This window comes from Natrinema saccharevitans, assembly GCF_001953745.1.
Classification (GTDB): Archaea; Halobacteriota; Halobacteria; order Halobacteriales; family Natrialbaceae; genus Natrinema; species Natrinema saccharevitans.
This window is the reverse complement of the sequence record NZ_LWLN01000001.1, coordinates 1,663,203-1,678,149: the sequence shown is the minus strand read 5'-3', so window position 1 is coordinate 1,678,149 and position 14,947 is coordinate 1,663,203. Positions and strand designations below refer to the sequence as shown.

General features: G+C 67.0%; 19 protein-coding genes, 1 tRNA gene and 1 pseudogene. 14 read left to right on the top strand and 7 right to left on the bottom strand.

The features are described from left to right. Positions 1 to 69 precede the first annotated feature (69 nt). Positions 70 to 1,833 (top strand): YcaO-like family protein, encoded by a 1,764-nt coding sequence (locus tag A6E15_RS08470; protein WP_076145481.1) that lies wholly within the window; start codon positions 70 to 72, stop codon positions 1,831 to 1,833. Between the two features lie 68 nt (positions 1,834 to 1,901). Here A6E15_RS08470 and A6E15_RS08465 read toward each other — a convergent pair whose 3' ends face one another. After that, a complete protein-coding gene (locus A6E15_RS08465; protein ID WP_076145479.1) occupies positions 1,902 to 2,429 on the bottom strand; it encodes a hypothetical protein in 528 nt (175 codons plus the stop codon). A gap of 125 nt (positions 2,430 to 2,554) precedes the next feature. Here A6E15_RS08465 and A6E15_RS08460 point away from each other — a divergent pair, with 125 nt between their 5' ends. Both A6E15_RS08460 and cmk read left to right on the top strand, forming a co-directional pair. Then, positions 2,555 to 3,034: a cupin domain-containing protein gene (locus A6E15_RS08460; RefSeq protein WP_076145477.1), complete on the top strand. Its 480-nt coding sequence runs from the start codon at positions 2,555 to 2,557 to the stop codon at positions 3,032 to 3,034. A gap of 119 nt (positions 3,035 to 3,153) precedes the next feature. Then, entirely contained in the window at positions 3,154 to 3,765 is a 612-nt protein-coding gene (gene cmk / locus A6E15_RS08455) for a (d)CMP kinase (protein ID WP_076145476.1), read from the top strand. Positions 3,766 to 3,769: 4 nt separating this feature from the next. On the opposite strand, the gene guaB is transcribed toward cmk, so the two are convergent. Further along, positions 3,770 to 5,272 (bottom strand): IMP dehydrogenase, encoded by a 1,503-nt coding sequence (guaB, locus tag A6E15_RS08450; RefSeq protein WP_076145474.1) that lies wholly within the window; start codon positions 5,270 to 5,272, stop codon positions 3,770 to 3,772. Between the two features lie 493 nt (positions 5,273 to 5,765). On the opposite strand from guaB, the gene A6E15_RS08445 reads away from it, so the two are divergent. The 3 genes from A6E15_RS08445 to A6E15_RS08440 all read left to right on the top strand — a co-directional run bounded on the left by A6E15_RS08445 (position 5,766) and on the right by A6E15_RS08440 (position 7,140). Beyond that, the gene (locus A6E15_RS08445; protein ID WP_076145472.1) at positions 5,766 to 6,647 is read left to right on the top strand and encodes a DUF5794 domain-containing protein; all 882 of its coding nucleotides are present in this window, start codon (positions 5,766 to 5,768) and stop codon (positions 6,645 to 6,647) included. A 52-nt stretch (positions 6,648 to 6,699) separates the two neighbouring features. Continuing rightward, a tRNA-Trp gene (locus tag A6E15_RS20895) sits at positions 6,700 to 6,874 on the top strand. A 50-nt stretch (positions 6,875 to 6,924) separates the two neighbouring features. Next, on the top strand, positions 6,925 to 7,140 hold the full coding sequence (locus A6E15_RS08440; protein WP_245800548.1) for a DUF7563 family protein: 216 nt from the start codon (positions 6,925 to 6,927) through the stop codon (positions 7,138 to 7,140). 147 nt (positions 7,141 to 7,287) lie between these two features. Here the strand turns inward: A6E15_RS08440 and A6E15_RS20890 are convergent, their stop codons facing one another. Next, positions 7,288 to 7,518 carry a hypothetical protein gene (locus tag A6E15_RS20890; RefSeq protein ID WP_076145469.1) on the bottom strand — a complete coding sequence of 77 codons (231 nt, stop codon included), beginning with the start codon at positions 7,516 to 7,518 and terminating at the stop codon, positions 7,288 to 7,290. A 225-nt stretch (positions 7,519 to 7,743) separates the two neighbouring features. Here A6E15_RS20890 and A6E15_RS08430 point away from each other — a divergent pair. Next, a pseudogene (locus tag A6E15_RS08430) lies at positions 7,744 to 7,956 on the top strand (hypothetical protein); the annotation flags it as partial. A gap of 86 nt (positions 7,957 to 8,042) precedes the next feature. On the opposite strand, the gene A6E15_RS08425 reads toward A6E15_RS08430, so the two are convergent. Together A6E15_RS08425 and A6E15_RS20345 are read right to left on the bottom strand one after the other, a co-directional pair. After that, entirely contained in the window at positions 8,043 to 8,267 is a 225-nt protein-coding gene (locus A6E15_RS08425; RefSeq protein WP_076145468.1) for a helix-turn-helix domain-containing protein, read from the bottom strand. Between the two features lie 65 nt (positions 8,268 to 8,332). Next, complete coding sequence (locus A6E15_RS20345) at positions 8,333 to 8,470, bottom strand: antitoxin VapB family protein (RefSeq protein ID WP_006651221.1); 138 nt, start codon at positions 8,468 to 8,470, stop codon at positions 8,333 to 8,335. Positions 8,471 to 8,672: 202 nt separating this feature from the next. Between A6E15_RS20345 and A6E15_RS08415 the strand changes: the two genes are divergently transcribed. The 4 genes from A6E15_RS08415 to A6E15_RS08405 all read left to right on the top strand — a co-directional run bounded on the left by A6E15_RS08415 (position 8,673) and on the right by A6E15_RS08405 (position 10,266). After that, entirely contained in the window at positions 8,673 to 9,050 is a 378-nt protein-coding gene (locus A6E15_RS08415) for a helix-turn-helix domain-containing protein (RefSeq protein WP_076145466.1), read from the top strand. Beyond that, positions 9,047 to 9,172 (top strand): hypothetical protein, encoded by a 126-nt coding sequence (locus tag A6E15_RS21675; protein WP_277612906.1) that lies wholly within the window; start codon positions 9,047 to 9,049, stop codon positions 9,170 to 9,172. The genes A6E15_RS08415 and A6E15_RS21675 overlap by 4 nt, the downstream gene beginning before the upstream one ends. Positions 9,173 to 9,324: 152 nt before the next feature. Beyond that, positions 9,325 to 9,759, top strand: coding sequence for an SPW repeat domain-containing protein (locus A6E15_RS08410; protein ID WP_076145464.1), 435 nt, complete (start codon positions 9,325 to 9,327; stop codon positions 9,757 to 9,759). A gap of 114 nt (positions 9,760 to 9,873) precedes the next feature. Then, positions 9,874 to 10,266, top strand: coding sequence for an SPW repeat domain-containing protein (locus A6E15_RS08405; RefSeq protein WP_076145463.1), 393 nt, complete (start codon positions 9,874 to 9,876; stop codon positions 10,264 to 10,266). A gap of 96 nt (positions 10,267 to 10,362) precedes the next feature. On the opposite strand, the gene A6E15_RS08400 is transcribed toward A6E15_RS08405, so the two are convergent. Then, the gene (locus A6E15_RS08400; RefSeq protein WP_076145461.1) at positions 10,363 to 11,352 is read right to left on the bottom strand and encodes a nucleoside recognition protein; all 990 of its coding nucleotides are present in this window, start codon (positions 11,350 to 11,352) and stop codon (positions 10,363 to 10,365) included. A 111-nt stretch (positions 11,353 to 11,463) separates the two neighbouring features. Here A6E15_RS08400 and A6E15_RS08395 point away from each other — a divergent pair, with 111 nt between their 5' ends. After that, positions 11,464 to 12,057: an NADPH-dependent FMN reductase gene (locus A6E15_RS08395; protein WP_076145460.1), complete on the top strand. Its 594-nt coding sequence runs from the start codon at positions 11,464 to 11,466 to the stop codon at positions 12,055 to 12,057. A gap of 1 nt (position 12,058) precedes the next feature. Here A6E15_RS08395 and A6E15_RS08390 read toward each other — a convergent pair whose 3' ends face one another. Continuing rightward, positions 12,059 to 12,700: a hypothetical protein gene (locus tag A6E15_RS08390; RefSeq protein ID WP_076145458.1), complete on the bottom strand. Its 642-nt coding sequence runs from the start codon at positions 12,698 to 12,700 to the stop codon at positions 12,059 to 12,061. A 463-nt stretch (positions 12,701 to 13,163) separates the two neighbouring features. Between A6E15_RS08390 and A6E15_RS08385 the strand changes: the two genes are divergently transcribed. Next, positions 13,164 to 13,733: a hypothetical protein gene (locus tag A6E15_RS08385; RefSeq protein ID WP_076145457.1), complete on the top strand. Its 570-nt coding sequence runs from the start codon at positions 13,164 to 13,166 to the stop codon at positions 13,731 to 13,733. 138 nt (positions 13,734 to 13,871) lie between these two features. Then, entirely contained in the window at positions 13,872 to 14,918 is a 1,047-nt protein-coding gene (locus A6E15_RS08380; protein WP_076145455.1) for a DNA-methyltransferase, read from the top strand. The last annotated feature ends 29 nt before the right edge of the window (positions 14,919 to 14,947 follow it).

The following is a 14,947-nucleotide window of genomic DNA, read 5'->3' as shown; positions in this document are numbered from 1 at the left end:
GGCGGCCGACGACTGAGCCCGCGGCACTCGAGCGGGGCGTTTTTCCCGGCCGCGAGAGCAGATAGGGGTATGCAAATCCACGTCGTGGGTGACGATCCGGTTCGCAAGGCGGTCGTCACCGCGCTCGAAGACGTCGACGTCGGCGTCCGGGAGGCCGAGGCAGCGGCGATCGGCGACGCTCGGTTCGCGGTCGTCAGCGACGTCGCCGGCGCGGCGACGTTCGAACGGGCAAACGAGGCCGCACGAGCGGGGGACACCCCCTGGATCGCCGTCGAGATCGGCGGCGTCGGCGGCTACCCGATCCCCGCGGTCGACGCCGCAGTCTCCGGGTTCGCCCCCGCGACCGCCTGCTTCGACTGCCTGCGCGCCCGCGTCGGGTCCCACCTCGAGGAGCGGGCCGACGCTCCGGGCGCTGACCGGAGCGCGGCGCGGCTGGCCGGTGCCGTCGCCGGCCGGGAGTGCGTGCGCGTCCTCTCGGGCGACGAGCGCTCGATTATCGGTGCGGTTCGGGAACTGCCCTACGCTCGCCGCGAACTGCTGCCGGTTCCCGGTTGCGGGTGTGCCGACGGCGAGCGGGATCGAACGCTCGAGCGCGACGACGCGGACTCGCTCGGCCTCGAGGCGGCCGTCGAGGCCGCCGAGCGGGCGATCGACGATCGGGTCGGCCCGGTCGGGAGTATCGCCGAGGTCGAGTCGTTCCCGTCGCCGTACTACCTCGCGACGATCGCGGACACGACCGCCTACAGCGACGCGAGCGCGCCGCGACAGGCCGCCGGCGTCGCCGACGACTGGAACGCCGCGCTGATGAAGGCCGTCGGCGAGGGCCTCGAGCGCTACTGCGCCGGCGTCTACCGCGAGCGCGACTTCGTCCACGCGAGCGAGGGCGACCTCGAGAATCCGGTCCCGCCGACCGATCTGGTCCGGCCGGACGACGGCCCCGCATACGACTCCGCCGCCGAACACCGCTGGGTCCCCGGCGAGAATCTCGAAACCCGCGAGCAGGTCCACCTGCCGGCCGCTGCGGTCCAGTTCCCCCAGCCCGGCCCGGCGCTGGTCCCGCCGATCACGACCGGGCTCGGGCTGGGCTCCTCGACGGTCGACGCGCTCGTCTCCGGGCTGACCGAAGTCATCGAGCGCGACGCGACCATGCTCGCGTGGTACTCGACGTTCGACCCGCTCGGGCTATCGGTCGAGGACCCGGCGTTCGACCGCCTCGAGCGCCGCGCGGCGAGTCAGGGGCTGTCGGTGACGCCGCTGCTCGTGACGCAGGACGTCGACGTCCCCGTGGTGGCCGTCGCGGTTCACCGGGATGTGGCTACCCTCGGGGACGACGCGGTCGCGCCCGAGGACGACGCGTGGCCGGCCTTCGCCGTCGGCTCGGCGGCCGGCCTCGACGCCGCGGCGGCCGCGAGGGCGGCCCTCGAGGAGGCGCTCCAGAACTGGATGGAACTGCGGAGCCTCGGCCCCGACGAGGCCGAGTCGGCGGGCGGCGAGATCGGCACCCACGCCGCCTTCCCGGAGCGAGCGCGGGCGTTCGTCGACGCCGACTCGACCGTCCCCGCCGAGAGCGTCGGTCCCGATTCCGTTCCGACCGGGCGGGGCCGGCTCGAGGCGCTGGTCGATCGGGTCGCCGACGCGGGGCTGACACCGCACGCGGCGCGGTTGACGACACGGGATGTCGAACGGCTCGGGTTCGAGGCCGTCCGGGTCGTCGTCCCCGGCGCGCAACCGCTGTTCACCGACGCGCCCTACTTCGGTGAGCGAGCCGAGACGGTCCCCGCGGACCTCGGCTTCGAACCGCGCCTCGAGCGGGCGTTCCACCCCTACCCCTGACCGGCCGCGATCTCGCTGTCCGCGATCGGTCGCTCCCGCCGAAAAGAGGACACCGAGCGCGTCGTCGGCTACGCTGAGTCGCCGTCGGTCGTTCCGTTCGTCTCGGTCGCGTTCGTCGGGTCGCCGTCGCTCACGTTCGATCCGTTCCCGGCGGGGCCGTCCGGCGGTTCGGACGGCGGTTCCGGCTGTCCCTCAACCTCGTCGCTGCGATCGATGTCCAGCATCAGGTCGTCGTCGGTGATCCGAACGGTCACGAGTTCGGTTTCGGGCCTGATCGTCGTCTCCCTGGTCGTCCGCTCGCCGTCCGCGTCCACGAACTTGGTCACTCGAAAGCTCTGCTCGACCGCGTCGAGATGCGGCGCCGACACCCGCTGGTCGGGCGTGACGGTGTAGCTCTCGTCGTAGGTCTGCCGGTCGGTGCCGGACTCGTAGGCCTCGAGGACGACGTCGTAGTGGCGTTCGGCCTCGCTTTTGATCTCGATCGGGATCAGCCCCTGGAAACTGCCCTGATAGTGTTCCCGCAGGGCATCGAGACAGCCGGACAGTCCGGCGACGGCGGCTACCCCGGCAGTTCGAAGTGCCGTACGGCGGTTCACGTAGTTCCCTCGGTGGTGGACGACTGTATGCGTTACTCTTCGGTCCGAGTCGGTCGCGTCTGGCCCTCGGCGTGACAGAGATCGACACCCGCGACCTTTTTGGTTCATTATCCTAACGTTCCTACATGGAGAAAACAGCGATCGACGATGTCGAGATCGAAGTCAACCCGATGGGCGTCCACTCCGTCAGGCGGCCGATCTCGGACGCGCTCGGATTCAGCGACTTCGCGATGAACTACTTCGAACTCGAGCCCGACGAGTCGTTCTCGGGCGGCATGCACACCCACCACGACCAGGAAGAAGTGTTCTACGTGCAGGAAGGCACCGCGACCTTCGATACGGAAGAGGGCGAAGTCATCGTCGATGCGGGCGAGGTGATCCGGTTCGAACCCGGCGACTTCCAGACCGGCTACAACGACACCGACGAGCGGGTCGTCGGCTTCGCCTTCGGCGCGCCCAAGTCCAAACACGACTGGGACCAGATCGAGTCGCTGGTCTACTGTCAGGAGTGCGAGGAGGAGATCGGTCACGGCCTCGAACTCACCGACGACGGGGACTTCCGCCTGACCTGTATCGAGTGTGGTAACGCATTCGTTCCACCGTAACCGACGAGGCACGCCCGACGGTCGATCCCGCGGTTACGTCTCGTTCCCACCGATCCGAGCGCTTTCGCTCCCGAGGACGGAGGGGAAAGTTGTTCACCGGGGACCGAGAGTATCGACGTATGGCCGCACAAGAGGGTTCGACCGTCGATATCGACACGTCACTGTTCATCACCGTCTCCGGGCCGCCGGGCTGTGGAGCGACGACGCTGTGTGAACAGCTCGCCGACGCGATCGGCTGTCCCTACGTCTCCGGCGGCGAGGTCTTTCGGGAACTCGCCGAGGACCGCGATATGAGCCTCAACCAGCTCATCGCCAAGGCCGACGAGTCCGACGAGATCGACCGCGCACTCGATCAGCGGCTCCAGCAGATCGCCGAAAAGTGGGGCATGTCGAACAAGCCGTTCATCCTCGAGTCGCGGCTGGCGGGCTGGATCGCCGGCGACCGCGCCGACCTGCGGCTCTGGCTCGACGCGCCGGAAGCCGTTCGCCTCGAGCGCATCGACGACCGCGTCGAAACCGAGGCGGAGATGCGGGTCCGCGAGGTCAGCGAAGCCGGCCGCTACGAGTCCTACTACGAGATCGACATCGACGACCGGGAGTTCTACGACCTCCACATCAACACGGCCCGCTGGAGCAAGCGCGCCGTGTTCACCATCGTCCGGGCCGCAATCGAGGAGTACGACCCCGAGATCGACGAGGGTGCGTTCCGGACGCCGCCGATCGACCCGTAAGCGACTACTCGCTGTCGGGCGAGTAGTTCGGCGCTTCGTCGGTGATGACGACGTCGTGGGCGTGGCTCTCGGCCTGTCCGGCCGAGGAGACGCGGACGAACTCGCTGCGCTCTTTGAACTCGGGGATCGTCTCGGCACCGACGTATCCCATCCCCGACTGCATGCCGCCCGCGAGCTGGTGGAGTTCGGACTTGAGCGTTCCCTTGTAGGGGGTCGCCGCCTCGACGCCCTCGGGGACGTACTCGTCTTCCTCTTCGGGCTCGTCTTTCAGGTAGCGGTCACTGTCGCCCGATTTCATCGCACCGACCGACCCCATACCGCGGTACTGCTTGTACTTCTTGCCGTTCATCGTGACGACGCGGCCGGGCGCTTCGTCGGTGCCGGCGAAGTACGAGCCCAGCATGACCGCGTCCGCGCCGGCGGCGATCGCCTTGATCGCGTCGCCGGAGTACCGGATGCCGCCATCGGCGATGACCGGCACGTCGTGTTCGGCGGCCACGTCGGCCACCTGTGCGACGGCCGTGATCTGGGGCATGCCGGAGCCGGAGACGATACGGGTCGTACAGATCGAGCCCGGCCCGATGCCGACCTTGATGCCGTCAGCGAACTCGATCAGGTCCGCGGCCGCCTCGCGGGTGCCAACGTTGCCCACGACGACATCCGCGTCGACGGACTCTTTGATGTCCCGCGCGCCGTCGATGACGTTCAGGTTGTGCGCGTGCGCGGTATCAATGAAGAGGACGTCCGCGTCGGCCTCGTCGGCCGCGACCGCGCGGTCGTGTTCGAACGGGCTGACGGCGACGCCACAGCGGAGTCGGCCGTCCTCGTCGCGGACCGCCTCGCCGTACTCGCGGCGCTGGAGGATGCCCTGCATCGTCACGAGTCCGACGAGGAGGTTCTCGTCGTCGACGACCGGGACGCGCTCGATCCGGTGTTCGTACATCAGATCGAACGCCTCGCGGGCGTTTATGTCCTCGTGAGCCGTGATGACCTCGTCGGTCATGGCCTCGGTGACCGGGTCGTCCTCGTTGACCTCGAGGTGGGGCCGGATGTCCGTACTCGAGATGATCCCCAGGACTTCGCCGTTGGTATTGACGACGGGCGCGCCGCCGACGCCCCGGCGGGCCATCCGTTCGTCGACCTCGCGGACGGACATCTCGGGATCGGCGGTGACGACTTCCTCCAGCGGGATAATGAGTTCGTCCGCGCTCTTGACGCGGCCGATCTCCTCGACCATCTCGTCGATGTTCATGTTTCGATGGAGGACGCCGAGCCCGCCGTGGCGGGCCATCGCGATCGCCATGTCGCTCTCGGTGACGGTGTCCATCGCCGCCGAGAGGATGGGGACCGAGAGTTCGACGTTTTTCGAGACGTGCGACGTGAGGTTGGCGTCGTCGGGTTCGACGCGACTCTCCTTGGGGCGGAGAAGGACGTCGTCGAACGTTAGCGCTTCCGGTACCTGCAGTTTCGAAGAATAGGGCTCGTGCTCGGGAACGTCGTTCGCCATGTAAGCCGTCCGTGGTCCCGGGGGAAAAGCGTTGCGAGACAAATCCGGCTGTGAACGGTTGACGGGGCACTCAGCGGGCGATTCGCCGCGGCTCGGCCGTCGACCGCCGCTGACCGGTCGCCCGTGTCCGTCCCGCCGTCTCTCGTTCGTGATCCCGTGACGAACGCCCACCGCGAGCGCAGATCTGTACGCTTTCGTCTGCATCTGTGCGTCGTTGGTGGAACGATCGCCGAGTCGTGGAATCGGTTCTCACACAACGTTTATTGACAATCCCCCCGTCTTGCCGTGTATGTACGCTGTGAGTGCATTCGACGCCCGGACCGCCGGTCTGACGAGCTCCGACTCCGTCACGACGATGTTCGGGAATTTTACAGCGAAACTCACAGCTCGAGGCCCTAATCCGAATGCGATCGACTGGCCCACGGACCAGTCGGTACGGGACCGTCCGTCCTCTTACCCATCGGCCTCGGGTCACGGCCATCGACCCTGACCGATGAGTACGTCCCAACACCCGGTCGCGCTCCAGATGGAGCGCATCGTGGGGGGCGACGCCAGGCTGCTGGCGCTCGTGATGATGCTGCCGTTAGTCGACGGCGTCTTCCCCGCACTGATCCTGGCCGGCGCGCTCGACGAGCCGCTCGGAGCCCTCCAGATCGGATTGCTGATCTTCGGCGGCAGCGCCACCGTCGCGGTCATCCTCGCGGAGATGGAGGGCTCCCCCCGCGAGCAGGCGGCGGTCGTCCTGCTGGTCGGGCTCCCGCTGATCCTGCTGGCGGCGGTGCAGGCGGCGCTGGCCCCGGCGATCGAGAGCGTCATCGACATCGTCATCTTCGAGCGGTTCGCGGCGCTGGTCATCGCCACGATCGCGGCCCAGACCGCCAGCGCGACCATCGGCGAGTACCTCCCCAACCCCGTCGTCGTCATCGGGCTGGGGCTGGTCGCGAGCGTCGATCCCTCGGGGGCGTCGTTCGCGCTGCTGACCGACCCCGCCCTCGTCGCGAACGCGACGCTGGCGGCGGCCGTCGGCGTCGGCTTCGCACTGGTCATCGCGCTCACGGGTCCCTACCTCCGGGAATACATGGACATCGATCGGTTCCGCTTCGGCAGTGCCGTCGCCTTGGGCCTGCTCCCGCTGTCCCTGCTCGGGATGGCCTTCGGACAGGCCCCGCTGGCGGCCCTGATCGTCGCCGGCCTCTTCGCCGTCGACATCCCCTTCCGCGCGGGCGAGGACGAGGACTCGAGCGCCGACGGGAGCGCGGCCGCCAAGATAGACGCGCTGGCCGACGGCGGGGATACGACGGAGTCGCCGGCCGTCGACGGCGAGTCCGCGGGCGAGGACGGGACCGACGCCCCGGGCCGTGCCCCGTGGCTGTAAGGCGATTCTGAATCGAAACCACTTTAGGGACCATGGCCCAACGAAGACTCGAGGGGTCGTGGCCAAGCCAGGCATGGCGGCTGACTCCAGAGGCAACGCGCCCGGGACGACACTCCAGACTGATATACTGATCGGGCACCTGATCAGTGTCCGTGTGATGACCCTCTGGAGTTCCGAGGCGCACCGGAGATATCAGTAGATCGGGGGTTCAAATCCCTCCGACCCCATTTCTCGCCGCTCGCAAACTCGTGAGCGGCGCGTATTGGACGAGGAGAATTTGAACGAGACTGATCACTCGACGTGCCAGCACTGCGGAGCCCACGTCACGGATCGATTCCGCCGCGTCTTCGGCGACGACGAGGACCGGGCCCACCGCTGTGGTGACTGCGATACGTACGCCCGACTGAGCCGCGGCTCCGCTGTTGGTATCGACGTGGCGGTTCCCGATCCGGAGACATTCGAAGGCCGCCACGGAGGTGAGGCCGATGCGTAGCGGGTTCGTCCGAGCAAGCGAGTTGTACGATGTCGACAGCCGGACTCCCATCCGGCCCATCGAGCGACCGACGCCGACGTTCGCCGCGCGCTCGAGGACCGAGAGGTCTGTACTGACGGCGGACAGCCCTCGAGCGGTATTGACCGATCAGGGAGCGGATTTCAACCGCTTGAGATTGCTAGCCACGACCAAGAGCAGGTAGACTATCGCGAACCCCATTCCCATCCAAATGCTCTCTATCAGAACTCCCGGATCGTCCATTTCCCCGGCGAGAGAGAAACCAAGAACCGCGAAAGAGCCGATAATAGTGATTACCGTATTACTATACTCGGTAGTCGTAGACTGGTTGGGCTGAGTGGGCTCTTCTTCAGTAGCCATAGAATTAAAACTACACTAGATAGTTATCGATCTAACGCCCCACCTATTAAACTTCTAATAGTAGTTGGTCACTACAACCGGGTAGCGTCCGCACAGACGGTGGTTCTCGATGAACCGACTCGTCGAGGCCGACGAGTGCGAACGATGCGATGATCGCCTCGACGCGCTTCGCCGACTCTGCCCCGAGTGTACGCGCGCGGTTCGGAACGTGCGGGAGGATCCGCTATGAGTTCTCGAGCGTCGGAACTCGAGAGTCCGACGGCCAGCGGTGACGCCCTCGAAGGCACGATCGTCCTGACCGTCGACGCCTTGGAGTACGTCGGTGATCGGACCGCGACCTAGCACGACGCTCGAACCACTGCTGTCCTCGAGCCGGATCGGTCGCTGCCGTTCTACGGGATCGTCCTCGTCGAGCCCAGTATCCCTGTCGAAACCAAGGTGCACAAACTTCGTCAGATCGACCAGGACTCGGTCGGTATCACGATGCCGAACGTTCACTCCGTCCGTCGAGACCAGTAAACCGATCACTCGGTATCCGGCTCGAGGTCGTCCGCATCGAAATCTCCCTCGAGATACTGCTCGCCGAGGTCCGTGATTTCGTAGTATCCGCGTTCAACGCGAGAGACGAGTCCATCGGTTACAAGATCCGAAAGGCGACGTGTTACCTCTTCTCGGCTCCTGTCGATATTCTTCCCAATCACTGCTGAAGAGAGAATTATACCCGACGAGTTCAATGCCTCGAGAATCATAGGTTTTGACCGTCGTCTTTCATCGTTCGAAAGGCTCGAGGCTGAGAGCAGTCCGCGACTATGAGTCAGTCGCCGTCCGTGTCTTCGACTTCGTCGAGCAGGTCGGTGATCACGTCGTCGAAACTATCGCCCGGATCTTTTCGCATCGTAAGCCGCTTCCAGGTCTCCGTCGACACCGTTACCGTCGTCTTCTCATCGGCCATGGGCTAGCTATGAAAGTCCGATTTCAAAGCTTCCCGTATATCATGGCCTGACTATCTCATTGTCCCATGGTTTTATTGACTCATGAGATTATGGTGTATGTGGGGAGCGATATACGGACCCACCGCTTACGGGTCCGAAAGCCGCGGGCCGGTGTTGCACCACCGGCCCGCGATCGGCTCCCAAAACCACCCTTCGGAAGCCATGCACGACGACGATTCGCGGGGCCTTGAAAGCCCCGACAGCGCGACCGCATTGCCCGACGACCACGACGCGAGCCGGCGCTGGATCCAGTGTACCGCCCTCCAGCGCGACTGTCTCGAGGCCCTCGTCCGCCTCGAGCGCACGCGGACGCCGAACCCGATCGACGCGATCGCCGGCGAACTCGAGCGGCGCTATCCGAGCGTCAGTCGCGCCAGGCTCGAGCGGAACCTGCGGGCGCTGGTGGGACGCGGTCTGCTCGACACGTGCGAGCGCGCCTACCGGCTGACGGACGCCGGTCGTGCGCTGATCATCCAGCGGGCCGAACGCCTCGCGGCGGCCTGCGACCTCACGGTGGTCGCTCGAGGGGCCGACCGATGACCGGGGACCGCCAGCGGTGTCCGAGCTGTGGCGTCCCGCTCGAGCGTGACCCGCTGGTGGGCTGGTGGTGCTGTGACGACTGCACGTTGGCGGTCGCTGCGGACGGCCGGCGGCTGGGGTGACTCGACGGATCGAGCGGTCGTCGGGCCGGCGCTTCGTTCTCCCGCACATGACGGTCCCGGTCGGCCCACACTCCCCTGTGACGCTATGAACCGCCCGACGACTGCAGGCGTTGTCGTTATTCCCCGACCTCGGCTACTGAGGGGTGAGACCCATGAGCAACGCATCCGACACCGACCCCGAACGCCGGACCCGCACTGATTACAACTCGCTCAACACCGACGTGATGCAGTGGGTCAGCGCCCTCGCGGCGCTGCTTGGCCTGTATCTGGTCGCGTCGCCGTTCCTGCTCGAGTCGACGGACGCGGCGGTCTGGAACGACACGCTGGTCGGGACGGCGATCTTCCTGACGGCCGGCTACAACTTCTACCGGCTGTCGAAAGGCCGGTTGGCCAGCGTCGGCGTCGCGTCGTTGACGGTCCTGCTGGGGCTGTGGGCGCTCGTCTCGCCCTCGTTCATCGACATGGGCGCCAGCGCGCTCGCGACCGGGACGGCCATCTCGGGGCTGCTCGTCGCGGCCCTCGCGGCGTACAACGCCTACGCCAATAACAAGGCCGACACGCCGGAACGGGCCGGTGCCCGTGCCTGATACGGTCCCGGCCGGCAACCGCCGTGGCTCTGCCGGAGTCCGACGCTACTCCGATGGTCAGTTCCGGGGAACCGTCGCTACCCTCATATATGTGGCCGTCGCTAGTGTCAGAATATGAGTACGCAATCGGCGGACGATGCGGCGGTACTGGTCGAACGAACGGCGGGACTGACCGCGGTTCTGGGGGCGTTCGTCATGGTTTCGACGGCGGTCTTCACGATTACCGACACGCTCGGCATCCACAACGTCGTCGTCGGCGCGCTCGTCGCCCTATTGGCGTCGGTTCACGCCTACCGGACCGGCGAGCAGCGATCGCCGAGTGTCGTCCTCGCCGCGGTGTTGACGCTGCTCGGTATCTGGATCGCGGCCGCGCCCTACGTGATCGATTCGTCACAGACCCTCGCCGTCGGGATCAACGGGCTGGCCGGCGTTTTCATCGCGATCCTGTCGCTGGTCGGGATCTACGGGAGCGTTCGGACCTCGAGCGCCGGCGCGGCGAGCGCGTAAGCCGGCGATGCGATACTGAACTCGCCGAACGATTTTTCAGTGCTATCGTAGCCAGCAGCGGATCCGGTCGACGGCTCGAGTTGCCGGGTCGATCGGTCAGGCGACGAAGAAGACGGCGATGGCGACGACGATGAAGGCGGCTTTCAGTCCGACGTTGACGACGATCACCTTCGCTCCGAACGACGCGCCCCAGATGCCGAACTGGAACGGGATCGAGCGCTTGACGGTACCGATCGTCAGCGACACGAGACTGCCGACCAGCAGCGTGATCACCGCCTGATCGGGGGTCAGGACGTCACCGAGCAGCGGTGCGACCGTGATCGCACCGGTCGTCGGGTCGACAAGCGAGACGAGGATCACCGGCACCGCCGCGCCCGGCAGTCCGAGTAGACCGGCGATCGGGTCCACAATCGCGGCCGGCTCCGTTATCCCGACCTCGGCGAGGGCTTCCAGAAGCCGATCCGAGTACTCGAGCGCGAGAAAGACCAGCGAGTAGACGACGGCCAGCCGGGGGACGATCGAGCGGAGTCGCTCGAGCGTACTCGCGCCGGCGGCGCGGAGCTTGTCGCGGGTCGTCCGGACCTCCTCGTCGGGCGTCTCGGGATCGAGGGCGTGGGGGTCGTACTCGTAGCCACGGAGGAGGACGGCACCGGCGAGTAGGCCCACGAGCGAGATGCCGAGCGAGATCCCCGCACGCGCGCCGACGTACATGAGCCCGACCTGCAGCCCCAGAATCGGCACGAGGACGGGGCCGTAGTAGGTGAAGATGTGCTGTACGAATCCGAAGAAGGTGTTGATGACGACGGCGATCAGCGTCGCGCGGTCGTCCAACAGCCCCTCTTCGCGGAACTCAGCGAGCATGCCGTAGCCCGCGGTCACCGAGACGGTGTTCGTGAGGACGGCGGTGCCGACCTCCGGGGGGAGGTTCGCCGGCTCCGTGAGATAGCGCCCGACCCGGGCGACGACCGTGACGAGACCGTACTCCACCGCGAGGTTCGCCAGTCCGACGCCCGCCCCGATCAACAGCGTGATCGTCAGCACGCGCGGGAGCGCTTCCTCGAGGAGGACCGAGACGACTGCCTGCACGGCGACCGGTTGGGAGTCCGGGAGCAAAGGGCCATCGGATCGCGCGGCCGGTTCCTATCAACGATATTCTCTTTCGGACCGTTTTTCCCACTTCCGGTCGTCCGACGACCCATGAGCGACGACGACGTTCGCGTGATCGCACTGTGTGGCAGCCTCCGCGACGCGAGCCGCACCCGGACCGGACTCGAGCGGGCCCTCGCGGCCGCCGAGGGTGTGGGCGCGAGTACCGAGCTACTGGACCTCCGCGAGTACGAACTGCCGGTCTTCGATGCGGACCGGGACCGGGAAGACGCCGGCGACGCCGCGGCACTGGCCGCGCGGGTCCGGGACGCGGAGACGGTCCTGTTGGGGTCGCCGATGTATCACGGCTCGTACTCGTCGCCGCTGAAGACGGCGCTCGATTACTGCGGGTTCGACGAGTTCGAGGACACGACGGTCGGTCTGCTCGCGGTATCGGGCGGTGCCTTCCCCGTGACGGCCCTCGAGCACATGCGGTCGGTCTGTCGGGCGCTGAACGCGTGGGTGATCCCCCACGAGGCGGCGATTCCGAACGCCCACGACGCGTTCGCGGACGGCGAGTTTGTCGATCCGAAACTGGCCACGCGGGTCGAGACGCTAGGACGGCGGGCGGTCCAGTACGCGACGATCGAGCCGGACCCGGACTCCTTCGAGAGCCATCAGAACGTCGGTGCGGAAGGGAAGTGAATCAGGACTCGAGAAGTCGCTGGAACCGGCGCTGGTGGGCGAGAACGGCCGCGAGTCCGAACGCCACCGCGCCGAAGTGGACGGCCTCGAGTCGGACGACGACTGTCGTGGCCCCGATCGATACTGGCCCCGAGGAGAGCGTCCAGCCGGTGAACCAGGCGGAGGCCAACAGTGCGCCGGCCCCGAGCGCCAACAGCAGGCCCGGGCTGACGAGCCAGCCCGTTCGGTGGCGCGCGTAGCGATCGCAGACGCGTCGCTCGAGGCGACACTGCGCGGTGAGGACCGCGGTCAGGACGATGGTCGCGACGGCGACGCCGATCGCGTCGCCGATCAGTTCGGCCACGAGCAGCCAGACGATCCAGCCGGCGGTGAGAAGAAGCGGCGCGGCGAGTCGGTGCGGTTGCAGGAGATCGCCGAGGTCGCCGATCGTCGCGTCGACGACGACCGTTCTGAGGAGTGCGCCACAGAACAACACCCCGAGCCCCGCGAGCGCGGTCGTCGTCGTTCGCGAGTCGACGACCAATCCGAACCAAATCCCGACCCCGAGCGTTTCGACGGCCGCGGCCGAGAGCGCGGCCGTCACCCCCGCGACGCGTCGTCGCGTCGTCCGGCCGAGAACCTCCGTCCGACGGATAACGCTCATGTCCGGTCGACTTTCGGGGGAGCCCTTTCGTTATGGAACCCGTTCGATGCGGCGACCCGCCGGGAGGCGGCCGGCTCAGTTTTATAGGTCGGGCAGGAACGGCTTTCCCGGCCCCTCGAGGGTGCCGGGCTGACGCGCGGGGACCAGCGCCGCCTTCGCTGGCCGTCGGGATCGTCGTCCGCCGCCTCGCCCGGTCGAGACGTGACCGCGCTGGCGGTCGGCGGTTCGGACGTGACGTGTGCGGGCCGCCTCGCCGGGTGGCAGTCTCGGCTCACTTTTCGAGCCGGTCGCGGTCGCCCTGTCCGTTCGCGACCGTGCGCGAAACGCCGCGGTCGGTCCGGCGGTAGCCACCGGTTGTTTCCCTACTCCGGTCGGTTAGTCGGTGTCTAACGCGGGCGGACCGCGTTCGAATCGAGGGAAACAGTGGATAGAACTATGTACGGCGGAGTGGTCGTGGCGGATTATGCCCGAGACGGAGCAACAGGACAGGACGTTATCGGAACTCGTCGTCAAAGAAGCGGTTACCAAGGGGATGGACTCGCCGATGCGCGAGTCGATCCTCGAGGCCGTCGAAGAGTCGGAGGGCGGACGCTCCGGCGGGCGGCTGCCGCTCGCGGGGGCCCTGTTCGGCCTCGGTGCGGCGCTTGGCTTTCTGGCGGGACGGAACTCGCCCGACCTCGAGGAGTCGCCGATCGAGGACATCGAGGAACCCGAGATCATCGAAGACGTGATGGAGACGACGACCGGAACGAGCGAACCGACCGGGGAGACGGCCGGGACGACGGACGAATCCGATGGCGGCTCCTCGATGCTATCGCGGCTCCTGCTCGGCGTCGGACTGCTTGCTGGGGCCGCGATCCTCCGGCGGCGACTCGACGGCGACGAGGACGCCGAGTGGGAGCCGATCGAGGAGTTCGAACCGGCCACAGGCGACGAGAGCGACGAGGGTAATGAGGGTGACGAGGGCGACGAGGCGGCCGAGGTCGAGAACGCCGAGGCCGAGTCGGAGACGGAAGAAGCGACCGAAGAGTAAGCCGCGAGCCGACCGCCGTACCCGTTTTCGCACGCCGTCCGTTTCCGCCCGCGATCGGTTCGTCAGCCTCGCCGCCGAGGCCTGCGGTCGCGGCGGTGACGAAGGAGCTAAGGGCGCGACGCTGACAGTGTGTAGCCAATGGAAACGACCCATCGCGTGTTCGTCGGCGACGCTCGCGATCTCTCCGCGGTCGACGACGCGTCCGTCGAACTCGTCGTCACGTCCCCGCCGTACCCGATGATCGAGATGTGGGACGACCTCTTTACCGATCTCGATCCGGCCGTCGGGGACGCGTTAGACGCCGGCGACGGGCGGGCGGCGTTCGAGGCGATGCACGCCCAACTCGATCGGGTCTGGGACGAACTCGAACGGGTGTTGGTCGACGGTGGGATCGCCTGTATCAACGTTGGCGACGCCACCCGATCGATCGACGACAGCTTCCGGGTCTATCCGAACCACGCTCGCGTCCTCTCGGCGTTCGAGGAGCGGGGGTTCGACCCGCTGCCGGACGTCCTCTGGCGGAAGCCGGCAAACAGCGCGGCCAAGTTCATGGGCAGCGGGATGATCCCGCCCAACGCCTACGTCACGCTGGAACACGAGTACATCCTGGTCTTTCGGAAGGGCGGACAGCGGCGCTCGTTCGAGCCGGGTGCCGACCGCCGGTACGAGGCCGCCTACTTCTGGGAGGAGCGCAACCGCTGGTTCTCCGACGTCTGGACGGAGGTCACCGGCGAGTTACAGGCGCTCGAGGACGGCGAACTCCGGGAGCGGTCCGCGGCCTACCCCCTCGAGATCCCATACCGGCTGATCTGTATGTACTCGGCCTACGAGGACACCGTTCTCGACCCCTTCTGGGGGACCGGGACGACGACGCTGGCGGCGATGTGTGCCGGTCGCAACTCCATTGGCACGGAACTCGAAGCGGCGTTTCTCGAGACCTTCGACGATCACCTCGCGGAGGTACCGGCGCTGTCCCGGTCGGTCGGCCGGACGCGACTCGAGCGCCACCGCGAGTTCGTCGAGCGCCGCCGGGCGGCGGGCGAGTCCCTCGAGTACGAGGCCGATCACTACCAGACGCCGGTCGTAACGGCGATGGAACGAGCGGTTCGGCTGTGGGAAGTTAGCGAGGTCGTCGACACCGCCGAGGGGTACCGGGCCGAACACGCTCCGCTCTCCCTCGAGTAGGCGAGTCGACCGGCGCGAGCGAACCGGTG

Coding starts and splice junctions, on each gene's coding strand:
- cmk (WP_076145476.1), top strand. CDS start 3,154: ATGGCCGCACAAGAGGGTTCGACCGTCGATATCGACACGTCACTGTTC.
- A6E15_RS08405 (WP_076145463.1), top strand. CDS start 9,874: ATGAGTACGCAATCGGCGGACGATGCGGCGGTACTGGTCGAACGAACG.
- A6E15_RS08470 (WP_076145481.1), top strand. CDS start 70: ATGCAAATCCACGTCGTGGGTGACGATCCGGTTCGCAAGGCGGTCGTC.
- A6E15_RS20890 (WP_076145469.1), bottom strand. CDS start 7,518: ATGGCTACTGAAGAAGAGCCCACTCAGCCCAACCAGTCTACGACTACC.
- A6E15_RS21675 (WP_277612906.1), top strand. CDS start 9,047: ATGACCGGGGACCGCCAGCGGTGTCCGAGCTGTGGCGTCCCGCTCGAG.
- A6E15_RS08385 (WP_076145457.1), top strand. CDS start 13,164: ATGCCCGAGACGGAGCAACAGGACAGGACGTTATCGGAACTCGTCGTC.
- A6E15_RS20345 (WP_006651221.1), bottom strand. CDS start 8,470: ATGGCCGATGAGAAGACGACGGTAACGGTGTCGACGGAGACCTGGAAG.
- A6E15_RS08395 (WP_076145460.1), top strand. CDS start 11,464: ATGAGCGACGACGACGTTCGCGTGATCGCACTGTGTGGCAGCCTCCGC.
- A6E15_RS08460 (WP_076145477.1), top strand. CDS start 2,555: ATGGAGAAAACAGCGATCGACGATGTCGAGATCGAAGTCAACCCGATG.
- guaB (WP_076145474.1), bottom strand. CDS start 5,272: ATGGCGAACGACGTTCCCGAGCACGAGCCCTATTCTTCGAAACTGCAG.
- A6E15_RS08380 (WP_076145455.1), top strand. CDS start 13,872: ATGGAAACGACCCATCGCGTGTTCGTCGGCGACGCTCGCGATCTCTCC.
- A6E15_RS08425 (WP_076145468.1), bottom strand. CDS start 8,267: ATGATTCTCGAGGCATTGAACTCGTCGGGTATAATTCTCTCTTCAGCA.
- A6E15_RS08410 (WP_076145464.1), top strand. CDS start 9,325: ATGAGCAACGCATCCGACACCGACCCCGAACGCCGGACCCGCACTGAT.
- A6E15_RS08445 (WP_076145472.1), top strand. CDS start 5,766: ATGAGTACGTCCCAACACCCGGTCGCGCTCCAGATGGAGCGCATCGTG.
- A6E15_RS08415 (WP_076145466.1), top strand. CDS start 8,673: ATGCACGACGACGATTCGCGGGGCCTTGAAAGCCCCGACAGCGCGACC.
- A6E15_RS08390 (WP_076145458.1), bottom strand. CDS start 12,700: ATGAGCGTTATCCGTCGGACGGAGGTTCTCGGCCGGACGACGCGACGA.